This is a genomic window from Rhizobium sp. ZK1, assembly GCF_047782645.1.
In the GTDB taxonomy this organism is placed as follows: domain Bacteria; phylum Pseudomonadota; class Alphaproteobacteria; order Rhizobiales; family Rhizobiaceae; genus Rhizobium.
In genome coordinates this window covers 3,026,574-3,044,977 of the sequence record NZ_CP180586.1, presented here as the reverse complement: position 1 = coordinate 3,044,977, position 18,404 = coordinate 3,026,574, and the positions used below count along the sequence as shown (strand labels likewise).

At 60.8% G+C, this 18,404-nt stretch carries 19 protein-coding genes; 5 read left to right on the top strand and 14 right to left on the bottom strand.

Going from position 1 to position 18,404, the window contains the following annotated elements:
- Nucleotide 1 precedes the first annotated feature (1 nt).
- From ACK9YZ_RS15690 to ACK9YZ_RS15680, 3 genes are all read right to left on the bottom strand, one after another.
- Nucleotides 2-2,572: an HWE histidine kinase domain-containing protein gene (locus tag ACK9YZ_RS15690; RefSeq protein ID WP_416064436.1), complete on the bottom strand. Its 2,571-nt coding sequence runs from the start codon at nt 2,570-2,572 to the stop codon at nt 2-4.
- Nucleotides 2,572-3,105 carry a biliverdin-producing heme oxygenase gene (locus ACK9YZ_RS15685; RefSeq protein ID WP_416064435.1) on the bottom strand — a complete coding sequence of 178 codons (534 nt, stop codon included), beginning with the start codon at nt 3,103-3,105 and terminating at the stop codon, nt 2,572-2,574. The genes ACK9YZ_RS15690 and ACK9YZ_RS15685 overlap by 1 nt, the downstream gene beginning before the upstream one ends.
- 221 nt (nt 3,106-3,326) lie before the next feature.
- Nucleotides 3,327-3,737: a rhodanese-like domain-containing protein gene (locus ACK9YZ_RS15680; RefSeq protein WP_416064434.1), complete on the bottom strand. Its 411-nt coding sequence runs from the start codon at nt 3,735-3,737 to the stop codon at nt 3,327-3,329.
- Nucleotides 3,738-3,807: 70 nt separating this feature from the next.
- Here ACK9YZ_RS15680 and ftrA point away from each other — a divergent pair, with 70 nt between their 5' ends.
- Entirely contained in the window at nt 3,808-4,809 is a 1,002-nt protein-coding gene (ftrA, locus tag ACK9YZ_RS15675; protein ID WP_416064433.1) for a transcriptional regulator FtrA, read from the top strand.
- A gap of 65 nt (nt 4,810-4,874) precedes the next feature.
- On the opposite strand, the gene preA is transcribed toward ftrA, so the two are convergent.
- The 4 genes from preA to ACK9YZ_RS15655 all read right to left on the bottom strand — a co-directional run bounded on the left by preA (nt 4,875) and on the right by ACK9YZ_RS15655 (nt 10,021).
- The gene (gene preA / locus ACK9YZ_RS15670; protein ID WP_416064432.1) at nt 4,875-6,188 is read right to left on the bottom strand and encodes an NAD-dependent dihydropyrimidine dehydrogenase subunit PreA; all 1,314 of its coding nucleotides are present in this window, start codon (nt 6,186-6,188) and stop codon (nt 4,875-4,877) included.
- 15 nt (nt 6,189-6,203) lie between these two features.
- Nucleotides 6,204-7,565, bottom strand: coding sequence for an NAD(P)-dependent oxidoreductase (locus ACK9YZ_RS15665; RefSeq protein ID WP_416064431.1), 1,362 nt, complete (start codon nt 7,563-7,565; stop codon nt 6,204-6,206).
- 471 nt (nt 7,566-8,036) lie between these two features.
- A complete protein-coding gene (locus ACK9YZ_RS15660) occupies nt 8,037-9,032 on the bottom strand; it encodes a sensor histidine kinase (protein ID WP_416066751.1) in 996 nt (331 codons plus the stop codon).
- Between the two features lie 194 nt (nt 9,033-9,226).
- Nucleotides 9,227-10,021 (bottom strand): response regulator, encoded by a 795-nt coding sequence (locus tag ACK9YZ_RS15655; protein ID WP_183732144.1) that lies wholly within the window; start codon nt 10,019-10,021, stop codon nt 9,227-9,229.
- A gap of 275 nt (nt 10,022-10,296) precedes the next feature.
- On the opposite strand from ACK9YZ_RS15655, the gene ACK9YZ_RS15650 reads away from it, so the two are divergent.
- A complete protein-coding gene (locus ACK9YZ_RS15650) occupies nt 10,297-10,503 on the top strand; it encodes a NepR family anti-sigma factor (protein ID WP_416064430.1) in 207 nt (68 codons plus the stop codon).
- A gap of 10 nt (nt 10,504-10,513) precedes the next feature.
- A complete protein-coding gene (locus ACK9YZ_RS15645; protein ID WP_216755551.1) occupies nt 10,514-11,068 on the top strand; it encodes an RNA polymerase sigma factor in 555 nt (184 codons plus the stop codon).
- A gap of 110 nt (nt 11,069-11,178) precedes the next feature.
- Here ACK9YZ_RS15645 and ACK9YZ_RS15640 read toward each other — a convergent pair whose 3' ends face one another.
- The 7 genes from ACK9YZ_RS15640 to hemP form a co-directional block, all read right to left on the bottom strand.
- The gene (locus ACK9YZ_RS15640) at nt 11,179-11,580 is read right to left on the bottom strand and encodes a hypothetical protein (protein ID WP_216755550.1); all 402 of its coding nucleotides are present in this window, start codon (nt 11,578-11,580) and stop codon (nt 11,179-11,181) included.
- A gap of 110 nt (nt 11,581-11,690) precedes the next feature.
- Nucleotides 11,691-12,035, bottom strand: coding sequence for a DUF883 family protein (locus tag ACK9YZ_RS15635; protein WP_416064429.1), 345 nt, complete (start codon nt 12,033-12,035; stop codon nt 11,691-11,693).
- A gap of 134 nt (nt 12,036-12,169) precedes the next feature.
- Nucleotides 12,170-12,964, bottom strand: coding sequence for a heme ABC transporter ATP-binding protein (locus ACK9YZ_RS15630; RefSeq protein WP_416064428.1), 795 nt, complete (start codon nt 12,962-12,964; stop codon nt 12,170-12,172).
- 10 nt (nt 12,965-12,974) lie between these two features.
- The gene (locus tag ACK9YZ_RS15625; RefSeq protein ID WP_416064427.1) at nt 12,975-14,084 is read right to left on the bottom strand and encodes a FecCD family ABC transporter permease; all 1,110 of its coding nucleotides are present in this window, start codon (nt 14,082-14,084) and stop codon (nt 12,975-12,977) included.
- A gap of 2 nt (nt 14,085-14,086) precedes the next feature.
- Nucleotides 14,087-15,013: a heme/hemin ABC transporter substrate-binding protein gene (locus tag ACK9YZ_RS15620; protein ID WP_416064426.1), complete on the bottom strand. Its 927-nt coding sequence runs from the start codon at nt 15,011-15,013 to the stop codon at nt 14,087-14,089.
- 11 nt (nt 15,014-15,024) lie between these two features.
- On the bottom strand, nt 15,025-16,074 hold the full coding sequence (locus tag ACK9YZ_RS15615) for a hemin-degrading factor (RefSeq protein WP_416064425.1): 1,050 nt from the start codon (nt 16,072-16,074) through the stop codon (nt 15,025-15,027).
- A gap of 20 nt (nt 16,075-16,094) precedes the next feature.
- Entirely contained in the window at nt 16,095-16,280 is a 186-nt protein-coding gene (hemP, locus tag ACK9YZ_RS15610) for a hemin uptake protein HemP (protein WP_416064424.1), read from the bottom strand.
- A 180-nt stretch (nt 16,281-16,460) separates the two neighbouring features.
- On the opposite strand from hemP, the gene ACK9YZ_RS15605 reads away from it, so the two are divergent.
- Together ACK9YZ_RS15605 and ACK9YZ_RS15600 are read left to right on the top strand one after the other, a co-directional pair.
- On the top strand, nt 16,461-16,889 hold the full coding sequence (locus ACK9YZ_RS15605) for a hypothetical protein (RefSeq protein ID WP_216755543.1): 429 nt from the start codon (nt 16,461-16,463) through the stop codon (nt 16,887-16,889).
- A gap of 55 nt (nt 16,890-16,944) precedes the next feature.
- Entirely contained in the window at nt 16,945-18,315 is a 1,371-nt protein-coding gene (locus ACK9YZ_RS15600; protein WP_416064423.1) for a TonB family protein, read from the top strand.
- Nucleotides 18,316-18,404: the final 89 nt, after the last annotated feature.

Here is an 18,404-nt window from a genome sequence, read left to right as displayed (position 1 = left end):
ATCAGGATCTCTTTGGGAGAGGCATGCGAACCAGAATGTCCGTCACTCCCTCGATCGTATAGGGCTTTTGCAGAACTGGCGCATACGAATGGCTGTGCGCCTGCGCGATCCCCTCACCGTAACCTGTCGCGAAAACGAAAGGCACGTTACTGGCGGCTAGACGGTCGGCAATGGCGAAGCTGGTCTCATCGCCGAGATTGACATCGAGAAGCGCCAGATCGAAGGACTGGCCGGCCACGAGTTCAATCGCGTCGGCGACGCTTGGCGCGGTCTCGACCTCCGCGCCCAGACGGCGCAGAATGTCTTCGCCGTCCATGGCAATGATGAGGTTGTTTTCGACCAATAGCACATTGAGCCCGGAGAGAAGCTCGTCATTGGCCGCCGCCTTGCTGCGCTCGGCAATTTCCACCGGGGCCGGTGCGGGACGTTCGCCTGCGGCGCTCACCGCATTGACGTGTTTTGCGGGGATGAAAAAATCGGCCTCCAGGCCATCGCTGATGTAGCGAAGTTCGGCCCTGCCGCCGAGATCGTAGGGGATTGAACGGCGGATGATTGTCGAGCCGAAACCGTGGCGCGTCGGTTCGACCACGGGCGGGCCATCCTTTTCGCGCCAGTTCAGGTGGAGATTGCCTTCCTCGTCCGTGCTCCAGCTAAGGTCGATAAAGCCGGATCCGGAAAGGCTTCCATATTTGGCGCTGTTGGTCACCAGTTCATGGAAGACGAGGGCGGTGGTGGAAAAGGCCTGCGGCTCGAGCAGCACGTCGTCGCCGGTCATGCGTATACGCTGGGCATTTTTCCCGAGATAGGCGGCGGCTTCCGCAAGCAGCAACTGACGAAGCGAGGCGGGCGCCCAGTGGTCGCGAGTGATCTGGTCATGCGCTCTGGAGAGCGACTGGACGCGGCCCTCAAGCTGGCGGACATAATCCGGCAGGCTGATGGAGGTCGATTGTGATTGGCGGATCAGGCCGCCGATCAGGCCGAGGATATTGCGGACGCGATGGTTCAACTCGGCGATCAGCAATTCCTGCCGTTCATTGGCAAGCTGGCGCGCCATGCTTGCTTCATCGGTCAGGCGCAGTACGACTTCGATCAGCGTAACACGGATGGTTTCCGCCACGCGGCGCTCTGCTTCGGTGAAGGGCAGGGAGCGGCCGCGCACCAGCTCGGACCATGCTTCGAAACTCTTGCGAGGGGTCAGGCGCGGGCCGTTCGGGCCATATTCCACGGGCTTGTGCGGATCTCCGGCCCAGCGGACGGTACGCACAATCTCCTGGCGGAAGAGCACAACGTAATCGCGTGGCGAGCGGGAGATCGGAATGGCGAGCATGCCGGCTACGGCACCATCGGTTTCGATATCGGGATAGGTTTCGCCAAGCCGATCCACCGCGTAGACCCGGCCGGCGGCATTGCGATTGAGGTGGCGGACAAGGATGGCAAAGCTTTTTTCATTCGGCCCGAGGCCGGCAATCGCCAGCCGCCCGTTGATCCACACACCAATACCATCAGCGGGAATGGCATCCGCCAGCGCGTCGATCAGCCACGTCGGATCGTCGAGCAGGCTTGCATTGTCGGCAACGGAGGTGAGAAGCCGGTCGGCGATGCGGCGTGCCTTGGTCTCGTAGTCGAGCGCCAGGCGTCGTTCGCGGCTTTCGAGGCGGGAGGCGAACATCTGGCCGAAGAGCTCGGCCGTGGAGCGGCTTTCGGCCGAAGGTAGGCGGGCGCTGTAGTGGTGGCAGGCAAACAGGCCCCAGAGCCTGCCATCGGCGACGATTGAGATGGAGAGCGAGGCACCGACGCCCATATTCTTCAGATATTCGATGTGAATGGGAGAAACCGACCGCAGCACGGACATGGAGAGATCAAGCGGGCGGCCATGCTCGTCGAGTTCGGGCAGGATCGGCACCGGTGTCGAATGGATATCCGCAATGATGCGGAAGAGATTGCGCAGATAGAGCGCGCGCGCCTGCACCGGAATATCGGACGCGGGATAATGCAGGCCGAGGAACGAGCCGATACCCGGCCGGGCAGCTTCTGCCACGACCTCGCCGGAGCCGCTATCGTCGAAGCGATAGACCATCACGCGGTCGAAACCAGTCAAGGCGCGGGCTTGGCGGGCGCCTTCGCGGAAGAAGGCCTCCAGCGTTTCGGTATGGTCGAGGCGGGACATCATGCTGCGCATAGAGAGCGACGGCGCGTCGGCCTTGCCTTCGTTGCAAGGTTCGCCCTCGATGATGACCTGGCCGTGGCTCACATGGATTGCGACGTCAAAGCGCCGGTTAGCCGAAGTCAGCGCAATGCTGAAAATACGTTCGACGATGTCGGGTCCGCGCAGGGTGGCAAGTCTGTCGCGAAGGCTGTGGAGTGCTTCGGGCGTAAGAATCGACGAGACAGGCCGGCCAACCGCTTCGGCATGGGTTATGGCCAGGAATTCCGAAAGATTTGCGGAGGCACGGGTGACGATCCAGTCCGAGGATGCCGCAAGCAGAAAACCGAAGGGCTGGACGGAACCGAGCTGATGGATCGGCTCGCGATCGCAATTGGTCAGATCGACGGGAGCTGTGGTCTGGCTCATCAAGCCGCTTCCAGTTCGAGCTGTGCAGCCTTCAGAAAGAGAGCGAAGACATCGCGTGCAGCCGCAACTGCGCCTGCGATATCGTCAACGCCACTTGCATCCAGACGTTTCATAAATACGCGCATGGCGCCCTTCGGACCCTGGGGACTGAGATAGCTGCTCGGCAGGTGGTCGGGCACGGCCTTTGCGAGCATGGCCCCGCCAAGCTTCGATCCTTCCAGTACATAGAGCGCGCCCCAGAGGGATGCGTCATCGTGAAACTCGGGCTGTAGAAGGGGCTGAGGAGGCAGCTCGTTCAGCGCGGCTATATCGGCAAGGAGAAGAGATGTTCGCCGGCGCTCTGGCCAGTCCGGCAGCAGCCTGATGATGCCGGTCCGTTCCAGAGCCGATTCAATCGAAGGAACGGCACGGGCATGGGCGCGCAAGAAAGCTTTGTAATCGCGGATATCGGAAAGGCTGAAGTTACCGAAGTGGGCGTCCACCTTGGCATGGCAATCTGCTGTTTGTGCGCGTAGGGCACTGCGAAGTGACATGCTGACCGTGTTCCAAGTTGTCGCATAGGATGCCGCCCGGATAGGACTGACCAAACTAGCGATATACGGCAGCTTTGGCGTATTTCCAGAGAAAATCATAGAAAAACATGGATTTCGCTGAGAATGGCAATCCGATTCTTCGGGATCTGTTTGCGTGGCCGGCAGTGTGAGGCCGCATATAATGCGGTCCCGAAGGGCACTGCCGGTGAGAGGATCCTTGATCAGGCGGCAGCGCCTGCCTCGCCCTCGAAAGCAAAACCTTCGTCTGCCCATCCGGTCAGGCCGCCGATCATCAGCTTGACGGACAGGCCGAGACGCGACAGGCGAAGTGCAGCCTTGTCCGCGCCGTTGCAATGCGGCCCGGCGCAATAGACAACAAACAGTGTATCCGCAGGCCATTGTGACATGCGATGCCCGGTCATCTTGCCGTGCGGCAGGTTGAGGGCGCCTGGAACATGCGAGAGGGCGAAGAGTGCCGGCGAGCGGACGTCGAGCAGCACAAAATCGACCTTGCCCGAAGCGAAGGCGGCGTTCACATCCGAACAGTCGGTCTCGAAGGCGAGTTTGTGGGCGAAGTGTTCGGCGGCAGCTTCGGGTGCGGCGGCGGGAATTTCGGAAACCGGGCTCGGCATGATCTTGTCCTTTCTTGACTTGGTTGCAGCCGATCATTGCCGATGATAGTGATGAGCAAAATTGGCCATCGTGACTGATAGCGTAAAGATCATGCCAGAATCGGATGTTCACAAGACACGGGGGCCGCATGTCGTAGTGCTTGCCTATGACGGGCTCTGCACTTTCGAATTCGGCATTGCCTATGAGGTCTTCGGCCTGTCGCGGCCGGAAATGGGCGAGAGCTGGTATCGTTTCTCGGTCGCCGGCGTCGAGCCCGGCCCGCTGCGGGCTGCCGGCGGGCTGACGGTTGCGGTCGACAGAGGGCTTGAATTGCTCGACGAGGCGGACCTGATCATCGCGCCGGGCTGGCGATCGATCGATGCACCGGTGCCGGAGCCTCTGATCGCATCGCTCCGGACCGCCCACGAGCGCGGCGCGCGGGTGATGTCACTCTGCTCGGGTGTCGCCGTCCTTGCCGCGGCGGGCCTGCTCGCCGGGCGGCGCGCAACGACGCATTGGCGTTATGTCGCCTCGATTGCCGAGCGTTACCCCGACATCGCTCTGGATGCCCATGTGCTCTATGTGGACGAAGGAACTATCCTGACGGCGGCGGGCAGTGCCGCCGGCATCGATCTCTGCCTGCATGTCGTGCGCGGCGATTTCGGCCCGGACGCCGCCAACAGCGTGGCGCGGCGTCTCGTCGTTCCGCCGCACCGTGAGGGCGGGCAGGCACAGTTCATTGCGGCTCCCGTGCCTGAGGAAAGGGAAGGCATTCGTCTCGGGCCATTGATCGAATGGATGCGCGAGCGGCTTTCCGAGGAGCAGCCGATCAGCTTGCTTGCCGGCAGGGCCGGCATGAGCATGCGCACCTTCCAGCGCCGCTTCGAGGCAGCGACGGGCGACAGTGTCGGTGAGTGGCTGCTGAAGGAGCGGTTGCGGCACGCACGCGATCTGCTCGAAAAGGAGCTTGCCGTCTCACTTGATGATATCGCCATCGCCAGCGGTTTCGGCACGCTCGCGACCATGCGCCACCATTTCCGCCGTCGGCTCGGGACGAGCCCGAGCGCCTACCGCAAGTCGTTCGGGCTTTGAGAGCCGATGAATAAAGAAAAAGCCGCCGTGGACGGGCGGCTTTTTCATCGGGCGTTTGAGAGATCTTACTCCGCAGCCTGACGGGCCATCGGGTTGTTCGGGTGCGTGGTCCAGTTGGCGTAGTTCGGGTCGACCACCTTGCCGGTGCGCTTGTCGAGAGCGCCGGCCGGAAGCTGCTCCATGGTGATGCAGTTCTCGACCGGGCAGACGCTGACGCAGAGATTGCAGCCGACGCATTCCTCGTCCATCACCTCGAAATGGCGAACGCCATCGACGAAGTTGGTGATCGCCTGGTGCGAGGTGTCCTCGCAGGCGATGTAGCAGCGGCCGCATTTGATGCAGGCGTCCTGGTCGATCTTCGCCTTGGCGATGTAGTTGAGGTTGAGGTACTGCCAGTCGGTGACGTTCTGCACGGCGCGGCCGGTGATGTCGTCGAGGGTCTTGTGGCCCTTTTCATCCATCCAGTCCGAGAGGCCCGTGATCATTTCCTGGACGATCTTGAAGCCATAGGTCATGGCCGCCGTGCAGACCTGCACGTTGCCAGCGCCGAGCACCAGAAATTCCGCGGCATCGCGCCAGGTGGTGATGCCGCCGATGCCTGATATCGGCAGGCCGTCGGTTTCCGGGTCGCGGGCGATCTCGGCGACCATGTTGAGCGCGATCGGCTTGACGGCCGGGCCGCAATAGCCGCCGTGGCTGCCCTTGCCGCCGACGGTCGGGTTGGGGGCAAAGTTGTCGAGATCGACGGACACGATCGAGTTGATCGTATTGATCAGCGAGACGGCGTCCGTGCCGCCGGCCTTAGCGGCGCGGGCCGGGCGGCGGATGTCGGTGATGTTGGGCGTCAGCTTGGTGATGACCGGCATGCGCGTGTACTGTTTGCACCAGCGCACGACCATTTCGATGTATTCCGGCACCTGGCCGACGGCCGAGCCCATGCCGCGCTCGGACATGCCGTGCGGACAGCCGAAGTTCAGTTCGATACCGTCGGCGCCGGTCTCTTCCACCAGCGGCAGGATGGATTTCCAGGCCTCTTCCTCGCAGGGAACCATGATCGATGCGATGAGGGCGCGATCCGGCCAGTTCATCTTCACCTGCTTCATTTCGCGCAGGTTGGTCTGCAGGTCGCGGTCGGTGATGAGCTCGATATTGTTGAGGCCGAGCAGGCGGCGGTCGGCACCCCAGATCGCGCCGTAACGCGGGCCGTTGACGTTGACGACCGGCGGGCCTTCTTCGCCGAGCGTCTTCCAGACGACGCCGCCCCAGCCGGCCTTGAAGGCGCGCTCGACATTGTAGGCCTTGTCGGTCGGCGGCGCAGAGGCGAGCCAGAAGGGGTTCGGAGACTTGATGCCGACGAAATTATTGCGGAGATCAGCCATTGTTCATTCTCCCCTTCAGGCGACGGCGACAGCCGGAGCGGCTGCGGCAGTGAGGGTGCGGTGAATGGATTCAGCCGCATCGCGGCCATGGGCGACGGCGGATACCGTGAGGTCTTCGCCACCGAAGACGCAGTCGCCGCCGGCCCACACACCTTCAATCGATGTGCGGCCTTCGGCATCGACGGCGATACGGCCAGATTCCATGCGCAGCGCGCCGAGGCTCGAGGCTTCGAAGGTCTGGCCGATGGCTTTCAGGATATGATCGGCGGTGATGACGCCGATCTCGCCTGTGCCGGTGAGGCGACCGTCGACGAGGCTGGTATATTCCATCTCGATCGCGGCGACCTTGCCGTCCTGGGAAAGGATGGATTTCGGCGCCAGCCAATGACGGATGATCACGCCCTTGGAAGTGGCGAGATCCTGCTCGAATTCCGAAGCGTTCATGTGCTCCTTGCCACGGCGGTAGCAGATGGTTACTTCCTCTGCGCCGAGCAGTTTTGCCTGGACGGCAGCGTCGATTGCCGTCATGCCACCGCCCAAGACGACGACGCGGCGGCCAATGGCGATATCGCCCTTGCTGCCGGCCTGACGCAGCGCGGCGATGAAATCGACGGCGTCATCGACACCGGGCAGATTTTCGTTGTCGACGCGCAACGCGTTGACGCCGGCGAGACCGAGGCCGAGGAAGACGGCGTCATACTGGCTCTGCAGGTCGGAGAGGGAGAAATCGCGGCCGAGCTGCTGGTCGTGCTTCACCTCAATGCCGCCGATCGAAAGGACGTAATCGACCTCCTTCTGCGCGAAGTCGTCGACCGTCTTGTAGGTGGCGATGCCATATTCGTTGAGTCCGCCCGACTTCGGCCTGGCGTCGTAGATCACGACCTCATTGCCCTTGACGGCAAGCCGATGGGCGGCTGCGAGACCGGCGGGACCGGCGCCGACGACGGCGATCTTCTTGCCGGTCGGTTCGGCGCGCCGGTAGAACTGCTTGGCGGCGGCCATTGCCGCATCGGTCGCATAGCGCTGCAGGCGGCCGATTTCGACGGGGCGTTCTTCGGCCGTGTTGCGCACACAAGCCTGCTCGCAGAGCTCTTCGGTGGGACAGACGCGGGCGCACATGCCGCCGAGGATATTCTGGTCGAAGATTGTCTTCGCCGAACCCAAGGGATTGCCGGTCGAAATCTGGCGGATGAAAAGCGGAATGTCGATCGAGGTGGGACAGGCCGTCATGCACGGCGCATCATAACAGAAATAACAGCGGTCGGCGGCGACCAGCGCTTCGTGGTTGTCGAGGCGCGGATGAAGATCGGAAAAATTAGCCTCGTACTCGGCAGGGGAAAGCCGGCCGGCACGAATCCCAGTTTCCAGACGTTCCATTGAAGTTCCCTCTTTATTGGTAACGACCAGTGAGGGAATCGTAACTCAGGTTCAAAAATTTATCAAACGGTAAAATTTTGGCAATTTTCTTTCGTTCCTGCATTCTAACCAATTGATTTTATTAGATGTGATAATTCTTTGGGCAATCTCTGCCTTTCAATTGAATGGACCGGAGCGACACTCGGATTTCGGCTTGCGGAAAAAAATGACAAAAATCCAATTTTTTTGCGAACCATCGGAACCAAAGTTAACGAGCGTAGTTAATGCGATATCCGGATGATGACCGCATCGACCCAACATGCGCGCCCCCAACCCATCATTCGGACGAACTCACGGTCCCCTCCCGGTGAGTGGAAACAGCCAGTGCGCCGCCCTCGCACCGGCTGTTTTTCCGTCTGGGCCTTAGCAATTCAATTCCCGCAAAACTGTGCGGCGGTTCTGCGTCCGGAATTGCGTGGGAGATAAAACGTCTCAGGTGCGCTTCAGGATTTCGAATTCCGTTTCCGGAACTGTCAGGTGGTATTCAATGCGGCCGGGGGCGAGCGTCAGTTCGGCCTTGCCGTTGACGGAGGAGGGCACGACACGCTCCAGCACTGTGCGGCCGAAGCTGTTTTCGCTGAATTCGTGCACATCGGCGCTGTTCGGGAGTGTCTCCACCCATGCCAGCTCGATCGCCTTGCGGCCGGATATGTCGGCTTCCCGGCAGTTCAGAGTGATTGACGTCGCACCACCGGCAATCGCGCCATAAGAGGCAGAGTTGACGATGAGCTCATGCAACGCCAGGCCGAGATGCACGGCGGCGTTCGGCGTCAGATGGGCGTTGACGCCATAAATCGGCATGGAGCCTGCAGTTTCCGGCCAATAGGGGGCGAACTGCTTTTCGGCGAGTTCGAACAGGAAGGCTCCGCGCCAGCTGGAGTCGGTGATCAGATCCTGAGAGTTGGAAAGCGACTGGAGGCGTCCCCGGAACTTCATCAGGAAAGCGTCGAGCGAAAGAGTGTTGCGGGCCGTCTGGGTGGCAATACCCTGGATGATGGCAAGCAGGTTCTTGGAGCGGTGGGAAAGCTCGCGCAGAAGAGATTTCAGCACTTTTTCGCGGTGGCGGCTTTCCGTGACTTCGGAAATTACGGAGAGCAGGCCGTAATTGCCGCGCGCGCCGGTGCGTTGAACTTTCAGTTCGAATGTCCTGACTTCGCCGTCGATCGCAACATCGACCTCGGCAGTGCTGGAGGCGCCGGTCTCAAGCACCCTCTGCTTCATCGCGGCAAGGGATTTGCCGTGTGTTTCGCCAAACAGCGAACCGTCATCGCCGCCGGCGACAAAACGCTTCTGGAAATAAGGGAGAAGATTTTCGGCATAGAGGATGCCTAGGCCTGTATCCTGATACAAGATCGAGATACCGGCGCTGGCAAGCGCGCGCTCCATTACGGCCGTCTTGCCTTCGGTATTGAAAGGCGTTCCGGACAATGGTCCAGTCGTATTCACGCGGCCGCCTTTCTTCAGTCCCTTCGAACACATGGGAGGATGTCAGCCCTCCCGACAAACCTGCCGATCATTTTAAAAGCAAGCGCTGCAAAAACCGTTAAAGCTACCGAAACGCTCCGGCAGAGCCGGAACGCATCGTTGCCGGAAATGGTTCCGGCGCGGCCCAAATTCATGCTTCAGGCTGCCACGCGGGTCGTTTCGTTGAAGAAAAGCGCCTGGCTGATCAGCGCCTTGACCATGTCGGGGTTGAAAGGCTTGGTCACGAGGAAAGTAGGCTCCGGCCGCTCCCCGGTCAGCAGTCTCTCAGGGAAGGCGGTGATGAAGATTACCGGAACGCTCGATGTCTTCAGGATATCGTTGACGGCGTCGATACCCGAACTGCCGTCGGCAAGCTGGATATCGGCCAGCACCATGTTCGGCTTCGTCCTGTTGTAGAGCGCGACCGCTTCCGTGTGGGTGCGGGCGATGCCGGTGACGCGGTGGCCAAGGCTTTCGACCATCTGCTCGATATCCATGGCGATCAGGGGCTCGTCCTCGATGATCATGATATCGGTCGCGACCTGCCGCGAGATTTCATGTGAGGCCTTGTCGAGCAGCTGCATAGTTTCCTCGTCGCTGATTTCTAAAATGTCCGCGATCTCGGAGACGCGGAAATTCTCGACTGAAGCGAGCAGGAACGCCTGCCGGGCGAGCGGCGAAACCTTGGAAAGGTTCAGCGTCGCGCGCTGTTCCCAGGCATAAGGAGAGGAGGGTTCGGGAATCTCGACTGCAGTGGAACCAAACAGTTGCGTGAACAGTTTGTAGAGTGCGACGCGGTCATTCACGGTATCCGGGAAAATGGAGAGATCGGCGATGATCGCTTCCAGGACGGCAGCGACATAGGCGTCGCCAGAGGTTTGAGTGCCGGTAAGTGCGCGGGAATAGCGACGCAGATAAGGAAGGTGCGGCGCAATTCGAGTGGAAAGTGTCATTAAAAACTCCCGTCTACAGGCCAGTAAATGGTCTCAATGACCTGACAACGCGATCTTCATAAAAAAGTTCCGGAAAATGAGGAACTATTTTTGCAGCGTCGCATTATCCTAGCCGACAAATGAAGGGCGTTACATTTTGACCCGTGTGAAGGGGATGGATCTGTTGCATCAAAGGTTTGAAAGAACCGGCTTGATCGGTCGGGTGTTCGTCCCATTTGATTTTCACAGCAGACTTTGCCTTTCATCCCGAGAAACAGGCAAGAAGTGATCAGTTGATGACGACACAAAAGACAGAAGCAATGGATGAGCGCCAGCAGGAAGTGCGGGCGAGCGACATATTGGATCCGAACAACCAGATCGGCGTCAGGTTGCGGTCACTCTATGCTGCCGCCCAGGAGGAAGCTATTCCCGATCGCTTCCTCGACCTGCTCGAAAAGCTCGACCGGGCCGAAATGATGGCTTCCGCAAAGATGGCCGAATAGGAATACCCGCATGGAAAAAGCGCAACCGAGCTTCAAGCGCGAACTCCTGGCGGCCCTGCCGAGCCTTCGCGCTTTTGCAATATCCCTGATCGGCCGGCACGACCGCGCCGACGACCTGGTCCAGGATACCATCATGAAGGCCTGGGCCAAGCAGGACCATTTCGAGATGGGCACGAACATGAAGGCCTGGCTCTTCACGATCCTGCGCAACGAGCTTTACAGCCAGATGCGCAAGAGCGGCCGCGAGGTGCAGGACAGCGACGGTTTGTTTACCGAATCCATGGCGACCCACCCGTCCCAATATGGCGCGCTCGACCTGCAGGACTTCAAGAAGGCGCTGGACCAGCTGCCGCCGGATCAGCGCGAGGCGATCGTTCTCGTCGGCGCTTCGGGCTTCTCTTATGAGGAAGCAGCGGAAATCTGCGGCTGCGCCGTCGGTACCATCAAGAGCCGCGTGAACCGCGCGCGCCAGCGTCTGCAGGAGCTGCTGCAGATTTCGGGCGAGGCGGATTTCGGTCCGGATGCCACGTCGGCGCCGTTGACGTCGAAGGCCTTCGCCTTCTGATCAAAGTGTTCCTGGGAGGAAGGATGGCCGGCAGCCCTATCGGGCGCCGGCTTTTTAATGGAGCGAGGCAAGTGGCTGCCTTCCTCGAGGGATAAAGAGAGGCGGCGGATTTAATCGTTCCGCTTCGAACCCACCAGATTGGCGGCGACAAGAGCGGCCACGATGCCGGCGGTCAACAGCGGCTGGGCGCGAACGATGCCAAGGCCGACGGTTGCCAAAGATTCCAACGCGGCGCGGCGTTCGCGGGCGCGGCGGGCTTCCCGGGCATTGATGATCGCCATGATCACGAAGACGACGATCGCGATCAGCAGCGCGCAGGCCGCCAGAAAGAGGGCTGCGCCGATAGCGCCGTAGATGCCGGCCAGCCAGATGGCTCCGGCGGTGACGGCAAGCGCATAGGCGGTCAGCAGAAAAAGCAGCGCAACGGCGACGAAGATGCCGTTGCGCTTGGTGCGTTCCACCGTGCGGTGGACGCTCGTGCCTACGAGCAGGCTCAGGATTGGGAAGAGCATCGAGCCTCCTAAAGCAATCCCAGCAAAAGTGCGCAGCGGTTTTGCGTCCGGAATTGCGTTAAAACGAACAGATAGAGTATTTCCGTTTTTCTATAAAGAGCGGGAATACTCTAGCGGCGGGCGAGCATGGCGACGAGCAGGCCGAAGGCGGCAGCGGCGCCCACCGTTGCCAGCGGGTGACGGCGGACCGTATTGCGCACTTCGCCGGCGCTACGCAGGTAGCGTTGCTGTAACTCGTTCAGCAGATCCTCGCTGCGGCCGAGAATGTCCTCGTAGCCTGCGGATGCCTGTGAGCGCAGCGTTTCACCTCGACGGCGGGACGTCTTGCCGAGAACATGGGTCAGTTCGGCGAGTTCGTCGCGCAGGGCTTCGATCTGGTCCTCGATGCTGGTTTCGAGATTGTGGAGAGCGCCGTTGCGGCGACTGCGGCTGGACTGGAAGAAGGAATAGGCCATGACTGTCTCCATAGCTGGGCGCAAAGAAGTGCCGCCCGGTTTCTCACGGGGTCAGCACCATCGATGGCACGGAAGAGAGCGCCCGGCTTTGACCCAAATCATTGCGGACAACGCATTTGGGCTGGAAAGGTTCCTCAACCGGCGGGAAGCGCGCTGTGTGCAAGCACGAAGGGCGTGCCATCGACAGGCACCTTGTTGACGCGCAGCGGGCAGCCGAAGACGGATTGCATGGTTTCGTCCGTCAACACCTCACGCACATTGCCGGACGCTGCCAGCCGGCCGGATTTCATCAGCACGATCCTGTCGGCGAAGAGGGCCGTCAGGTTGAGATCGTGCATGACGGCGATGACCCCGCCGCCGTGTTCGCAGAAATTGCGCGCGAGTGTCATGATCGTCAGCTGGTGGCTGATGTCGAGGCTGGAGACCGGCTCGTCGAGCAGCAGCCAGCAGGGCTTGCCGTCCACGACCGGCTCGGCGATCTGGCAGAGCACGCGGGCAAGCTGCACGCGCTGCTGCTCGCCGCCCGAGAGTTCCTGATAGAAGCGCGCCTCGAAGCCGCCGAGATCGACTGATGCAAGCGCCTTTGCGGCTGTCTCGTCGGCCTGGTCGGCGTGCAGGTTGAGGCCGGAGGTCAGGCCCATGCGGACGATCTCGCGCACCGTGAAGGGAAAGGAGATGGCGCTCGCTTGCGGCAGGACCCCTCTGACGGAGGCGAGCTGCCAGGGTTTGAGCGCGCGTACCTCTTCGCCGTTCAGTCGTACGGAGCCGTCATAGGCGAGTTCGCCGGAAACGGCCTTCATCGTCGTCGTCTTGCCGGAGCCGTTAGGGCCTGCAATGGCGGTCAGTTCGCCGGCCTTCGCGGTGAAGGCGACGTCGTGCACGATGGTCTTGCCGGAAAGGCGCACGCTGACGCCGGAAACTTCGATCATCGACACACACTCAAAGGGCCAGGCGCGAGCGCTGCCGCAACAGGATCCAGAGGAAGAAGGGGCCGCCGACGGCCGCCGTGATGATGCCGATCGGCAGCTCGGCGGGTGCGACGATGGTGCGGGCAAGCACGTCGGCGAAGATCAGCAGCGAACCGCCGAGCAAAGCCGAGGCCGGCAGCAGGAAACGATGGTCCGGGCCGATCACCATGCGCAATATATGCGGCACGACGATGCCGACGAAGCCGATGCCACCGCTGACGGCGACGGAAGCGCCGGTGGCGGCGGCAACCGCTACGATCGCGATATTCTTCAGCCGCTGGACGGGTACGCCCATATGAAAGGCTGAGGCTTCGCCAAGGGTGATCGCGTTCAATCCGCGGGCCATGAAGGGCAGCGTGGCAAAGGACAGGAGGATGATGGGGCCGGCTGCTGATATCTTGATCCAGGTGGCGCCGGCGAGCGAGCCCATGCCCCAGAAGGTGAGATCGCGCAATTGCTGGTCGTTTGCCATGTAGATCAGCACGCCGGTCAATGCGCCGGCCAACGCGCCGAGTGCGATGCCGGCAAGCATCATGGTGGCGACGGAGGTCTGGCCGTTGGTGGTGGCGACCCGGTAGAGCAGCAGGGTGGTGGCGAGACCGCCGCCGAAGGCCGCGAGTGGCAGGGCATAGATGCCGAGCGCAAGGTAAAGGGGAGCGGCGATCGTGCCGCCGAGCACGATCATGACGACTGCGCCAAGACCTGCGCCGGAGGAGACGCCGACAAGACCGGGATCGGCCAGCGGGTTACGGAACAGGCCCTGCATGACTGCGCCGGAGACGGCGAGCGATCCGCCGATCAGGAAGCCGAGGATGGCGCGGGGCAGGCGGATATCGAAGATGATGATCCGGTCACGGGCGTTGAGTGCCGTTTCGGAGCCTGCCATGTTTTTCATGACATCGAGAACGGAAGCGTCCGACGCCCCCGTCGTGATGGAAAAGAGCAGGGCGAAGACGGAAGCCACGACGAGGAAGGCGATGCCCAGCAGGGCGAGGTTGGTTCTATCGCCCGCCTGCCTGCCTCTGCGGAACGCCACAAAGAAAGATCGCCTGTTTTCCATCACGGCTTCCGGAACGGCCATCGTCAGCCCCCGTAGATCGCCGCGTTGAGTTCGCGAACGGCGCTTGCCGTGCGCGGGCCAAAGCCCAGCAGATGCATGCCATCCATGCGGATGATCGCCTTTCTTTCGCCGGCCGGCGTCAGCGCGATCGATGGTTGGGCAAGCAGATCCTCGTTCTTGGTGCCGGCACCATCACCGCGGTCCATCATCAGGATCACGTCGGGCCTGGCGCTGATGATCGCCTCATCGGTGAGCGGCTTATAGCCGGGGAATTCGCCGACCGCATTGATGGCGCCCGCAAGCTTGATGATGCCGTCGGCGGCAGTGCCGGTGCCCGAAGCCATCATGCGGCCGTTCTGGGCGCTGAGGACGAAGAGAACGCGCTTGCGCTCGGCCTCGGGGCGCTTTCCGGCGTCAGTGACCGCGGCGTCGAGATCGGCGCCGACCTTTTCTTCAAGCGCCCTAGCCTTATCCTGAACGTTCAGCAGCGTGCCGACGCGATCGATCTTGGCGATGATGCCGTCGCGCGTATAGGCGTTCGGCACGGTCTCGAAGGGGACGCTGGCATTCTTCAGGACGTTCAGCGCTTCCTGCGGGCCTGAGCCCTCGACGGCGATGATCGCCGTCGGGTTCATGGCGAGAATGCCTTCCGGCGAAAGCGCGCGCATGTAGCCGACGTCGGGCAGCTTCAGGGCGGCTTCGGGATAAGTGCTCGTCGTATCGCGGGCGATCAGCCTGCTTTCCTCGCCGAGCGCGTAGATGACCTCGGTGACGTCGCCGCCGACCGAAACCAGCCGCGAGGTGTCGAGCTTCTTCTCCTCAGCATGCGCGGCGCGCACGAATGCATAGCTCTCGCCAGCGGGTGCCGGGATTAGCGGCAAGGCCATGACAGCCGCCGTCAAGGCCAGTTCCCAGAGGCGGATCCGGCGCAGGTTTTTACGCATCTTCATCGCTCTGATCCTTATGCGGCGACGCTTGTTGCCCGCGGCAGGTTTTCCATGATGTCACGCCATTCGGTATTCTCGTCGGAGCCTTCCTTCCGCTTGCCGAAGAACTGGATGATCATGTCGCCGTTTGCGTCATAGGCTTCGAGCGAGGTGACATGGCCGTCCTTGGTCGGCTTGCGCACGGCCCAGGTCTCGGCAATGTGGTCCTGACGCAGATGCAGGTGGAAGGTTTCGTCGAGGATGTTGATCCACGGACCCATCGGCTGCACGTTGAAGATCGGGCCGGCATGGATCTGGACGATGCCGTGATTGGCAACGAAGCACATGATCGGCAGGCCTGATTTGACGGAGGCATGCATCATGTCAGCCGTCGCCGTGTTGTCGAGCTTCCAGGCATAGTCGTCGCCGACGGTGCGCACGGCGGCCTGGCGGCCGATCTTCAGGCGCTTCAGCATGCCGAAGAATTCATGCGTGTCGGTCATCTTGCTCCAGTTGTCGCGCAACTCTTCGCGGCTGACATTGCCGTCCTCGTCAGAAGCGGAAGACGCTTCTGCCTCGACGAGTTCTTGGCCCTGGTCCTCGAGCTTCAGGTCGGCGACGATGCGGTGATAGGCTTGGACATTCGATGCCGGGCGCAGGTGAATCTTGTGGACGGCGTTGCCCGTCTTGTCGAAATACTGGAGGCTGAGGCGTTCGGTGTCGCCATCCTTCTTGGTGACGGCAAAGGCGTGGACCCAGCGGCTCGGGAAGACGCGCAGATCGATGTTCTCGCCGAGTACGATGGCGTTGTGCTCACCGACCTTGATGTTTTCGTAGACACCGATCTTCTCGTGTACGGCGCTTTCGTTGCGCGACAGGGCCATGACTTCACCGAGTTCTGCGACGCGCTCCAGGAGTTTTGTGGCGCTCGCATCTATGCGCACAGCACTGATGCCGACTTCGGCGGCAACGAGGGCCGCCTCGGAAATCTTGAGCTGCGTGGCAATATTGCGCTCGCGCATCTTCGGATTTTCAGCGCGGAATGCGCGGATTTCGGATGGTGCCGGTCTGGTCTGCTCGGTCATGTTCTACCCTGCTTATCAAGCTACTTGTTGAGAATGAGTTTGCCCTGACGCGTGATCTTCAGGCGATAGATCACGCCATCGTGCCGAATCATGATCTCGTTGGTGCCGGCAAAAAGATCGCCGCTTTCGAGAACGCGGATCTCGGCCACCGCAGGTGCGTTCCGCAGTGGTGCGAGCTTAAAGGTATCTGGCTTTTCAACCATCATTTCGGTTGGCTTATTCCGTGATTGCGGGGGTCAAGACCCCGGTTCCGGTGACAATTATCTTGACTCTCATACTCATAGTTTTTTAAAGACGCAATAATTGAAGACAAAAGCAGTCAAGTTTTTGAAGCTGCTGTTTGAAGCCGCCTGACGGTGGTCAATTTGAGTTATGGAGAGACGATAATGATGGGTCGGTTTGCTGCGCTTGCGGCCGGTGTGCTGTTTTCGGTTTCGGGCGCGGCACAGGCCTATGCGCAGGATGTCGTCGCCGCCAAGCTTGATGTCGAGCTCAATGCACTGGCGCCCTCGCAGAAGGGCTGCATGATGACCTTCGTTGCCGAGAACAATCTCCAGGCGCCGATCAACAAGGTCTCCTTCGAACTCGCCTTCTTCAACGACAAGAATGCCGTCGACCGCATCACCGTGCTCGATTTCCGCGATCTGCCGCAGGGCAAGAAGCGCGTGCGCCAGTTCGATATGCCTGGTGTCAAGTGCGAGACGGTTACGCGCATCCTCATCAACGATACGCCGGTCTGTGATGGGCCGGCTGCCGGCGAATGCATGAAGGGTCTGGTGACCCGCTCGCAAATATCAGTTCCTTTCGAAGGCTAAGACCAAGGCCGGGATGAAGCCCGGCGCGCGTATTCCAGGCTGTCCGAGGCGCAAAATGGCAATTTCAGCGAAGTCCAGATCGAGACACGTGCTCATCGAGGAGGAGGGCGCTGACGAGAGCCTAAACGACAACAATCCGGGGATGCATCCCGGCCATGAGCTGTCCGATCTGCGCAATGCGCAGCGCCAGCCGGCCGGCGAGCAGGTCATTCATTATGCGCGTTTTGCGCAGATCTCATCTTTTCCCGATCATCCGGAAGCAGCGCCGGCTGCTCCAGTCACGCCATTGCCGATGGATGCGGCAGTGGAGAAGCAGGAAGAAGAAAAGGCGCCAGTGCGGCGGCGGGTAGCGCTGACGTGCGTCGGTTCGTTCTTTTTTCATGCTGCATTGGCCGTCACGCTTCTTATGGTAATCCCCAAGCCTTCGGATGAAACGTTGATGGAGGCGGGCGAGGCAATCAGCGTCGTCATGCTTGGTAGTTCGGACGCTGATCAGAGTGCAGCCGGCGAGACCGACGTAACCATACAGGAAGAAATTGTTCCAGAAGCTGTTGAACCCGATACGGTCAGTCCGGTGGAGACAGCGGACATACAGCCGGAGGCAGTTCAGCCGGAAACTGTCCAGCCGACTGATGCTGAGCCGCTCGAGACTGTTCAGCCCACGCAGGAGGTTGCGCGTCAGTCAGCTAAGGCGGTGACAACTGCCGAACCAGAGGTTCTCGTATCGGAAACTCCTGCGGAAACTTCGGTAGCACAGCCAATGTCGGCGGTGGTGCCGGAGCGGTCGGCGGAGATGCCTGTAGCATCAGATACGGCTGCGGTGCCGGTACCAACAATGTCTGCCGAACCGCCTGCGACGACGGCGATGCAACCCGAGCCGGATGAGATAAAGCCCGTCGAGACGACTGCAATTTCTCCTGAGTCTGAGCCCCCGGCAGAGATTGTCACTCCTAAGCCAAAACCGAAGCCCGAAAAGCCGGAGGAAAAGAAGCTGGTGGAAAGAAAACAGCCACCAAAGAAGGCGCAGGGTTCCGAAGGGGATGCCAAACAGGAGTCGCGCAGAGGCGTCGCCGACGGGCAGGCTGACGCGACTTCTGATAATAATTCGCGCACCTCGGGTGGAAGGAACGGATCTGGTGGGGCGGCGGAAGCCAACTACAAAGGCAAACTTGTCGCGCGCCTGTTCCGTTGCGTCGACCGGATGGAGTCACGGTATCGTAAAGATCCTGCCACCTTGACGGTCCGCATCACGATCAGCCGCAGCGGCGATATCACGGCGTCGGGCGTTGTCCGGGGATCGGGCCGCCCCGAGGTCGATAACGCCGCTCTCGGTAGGGTGGCGTCTTGTAACCTTCCGGCTCTGCCGGATGAAATGGCCGGCTCCTCGCGCTCGTACACCTTTCCGGTCCAGGTCACCCCTCGTTAATATGATAAAAATAATCAACTTTATACTTTACTCTAAAAATCAAGTTTAATAAGGTCTGTTCGCACACGCAGGAATCGTGTGACGATCAA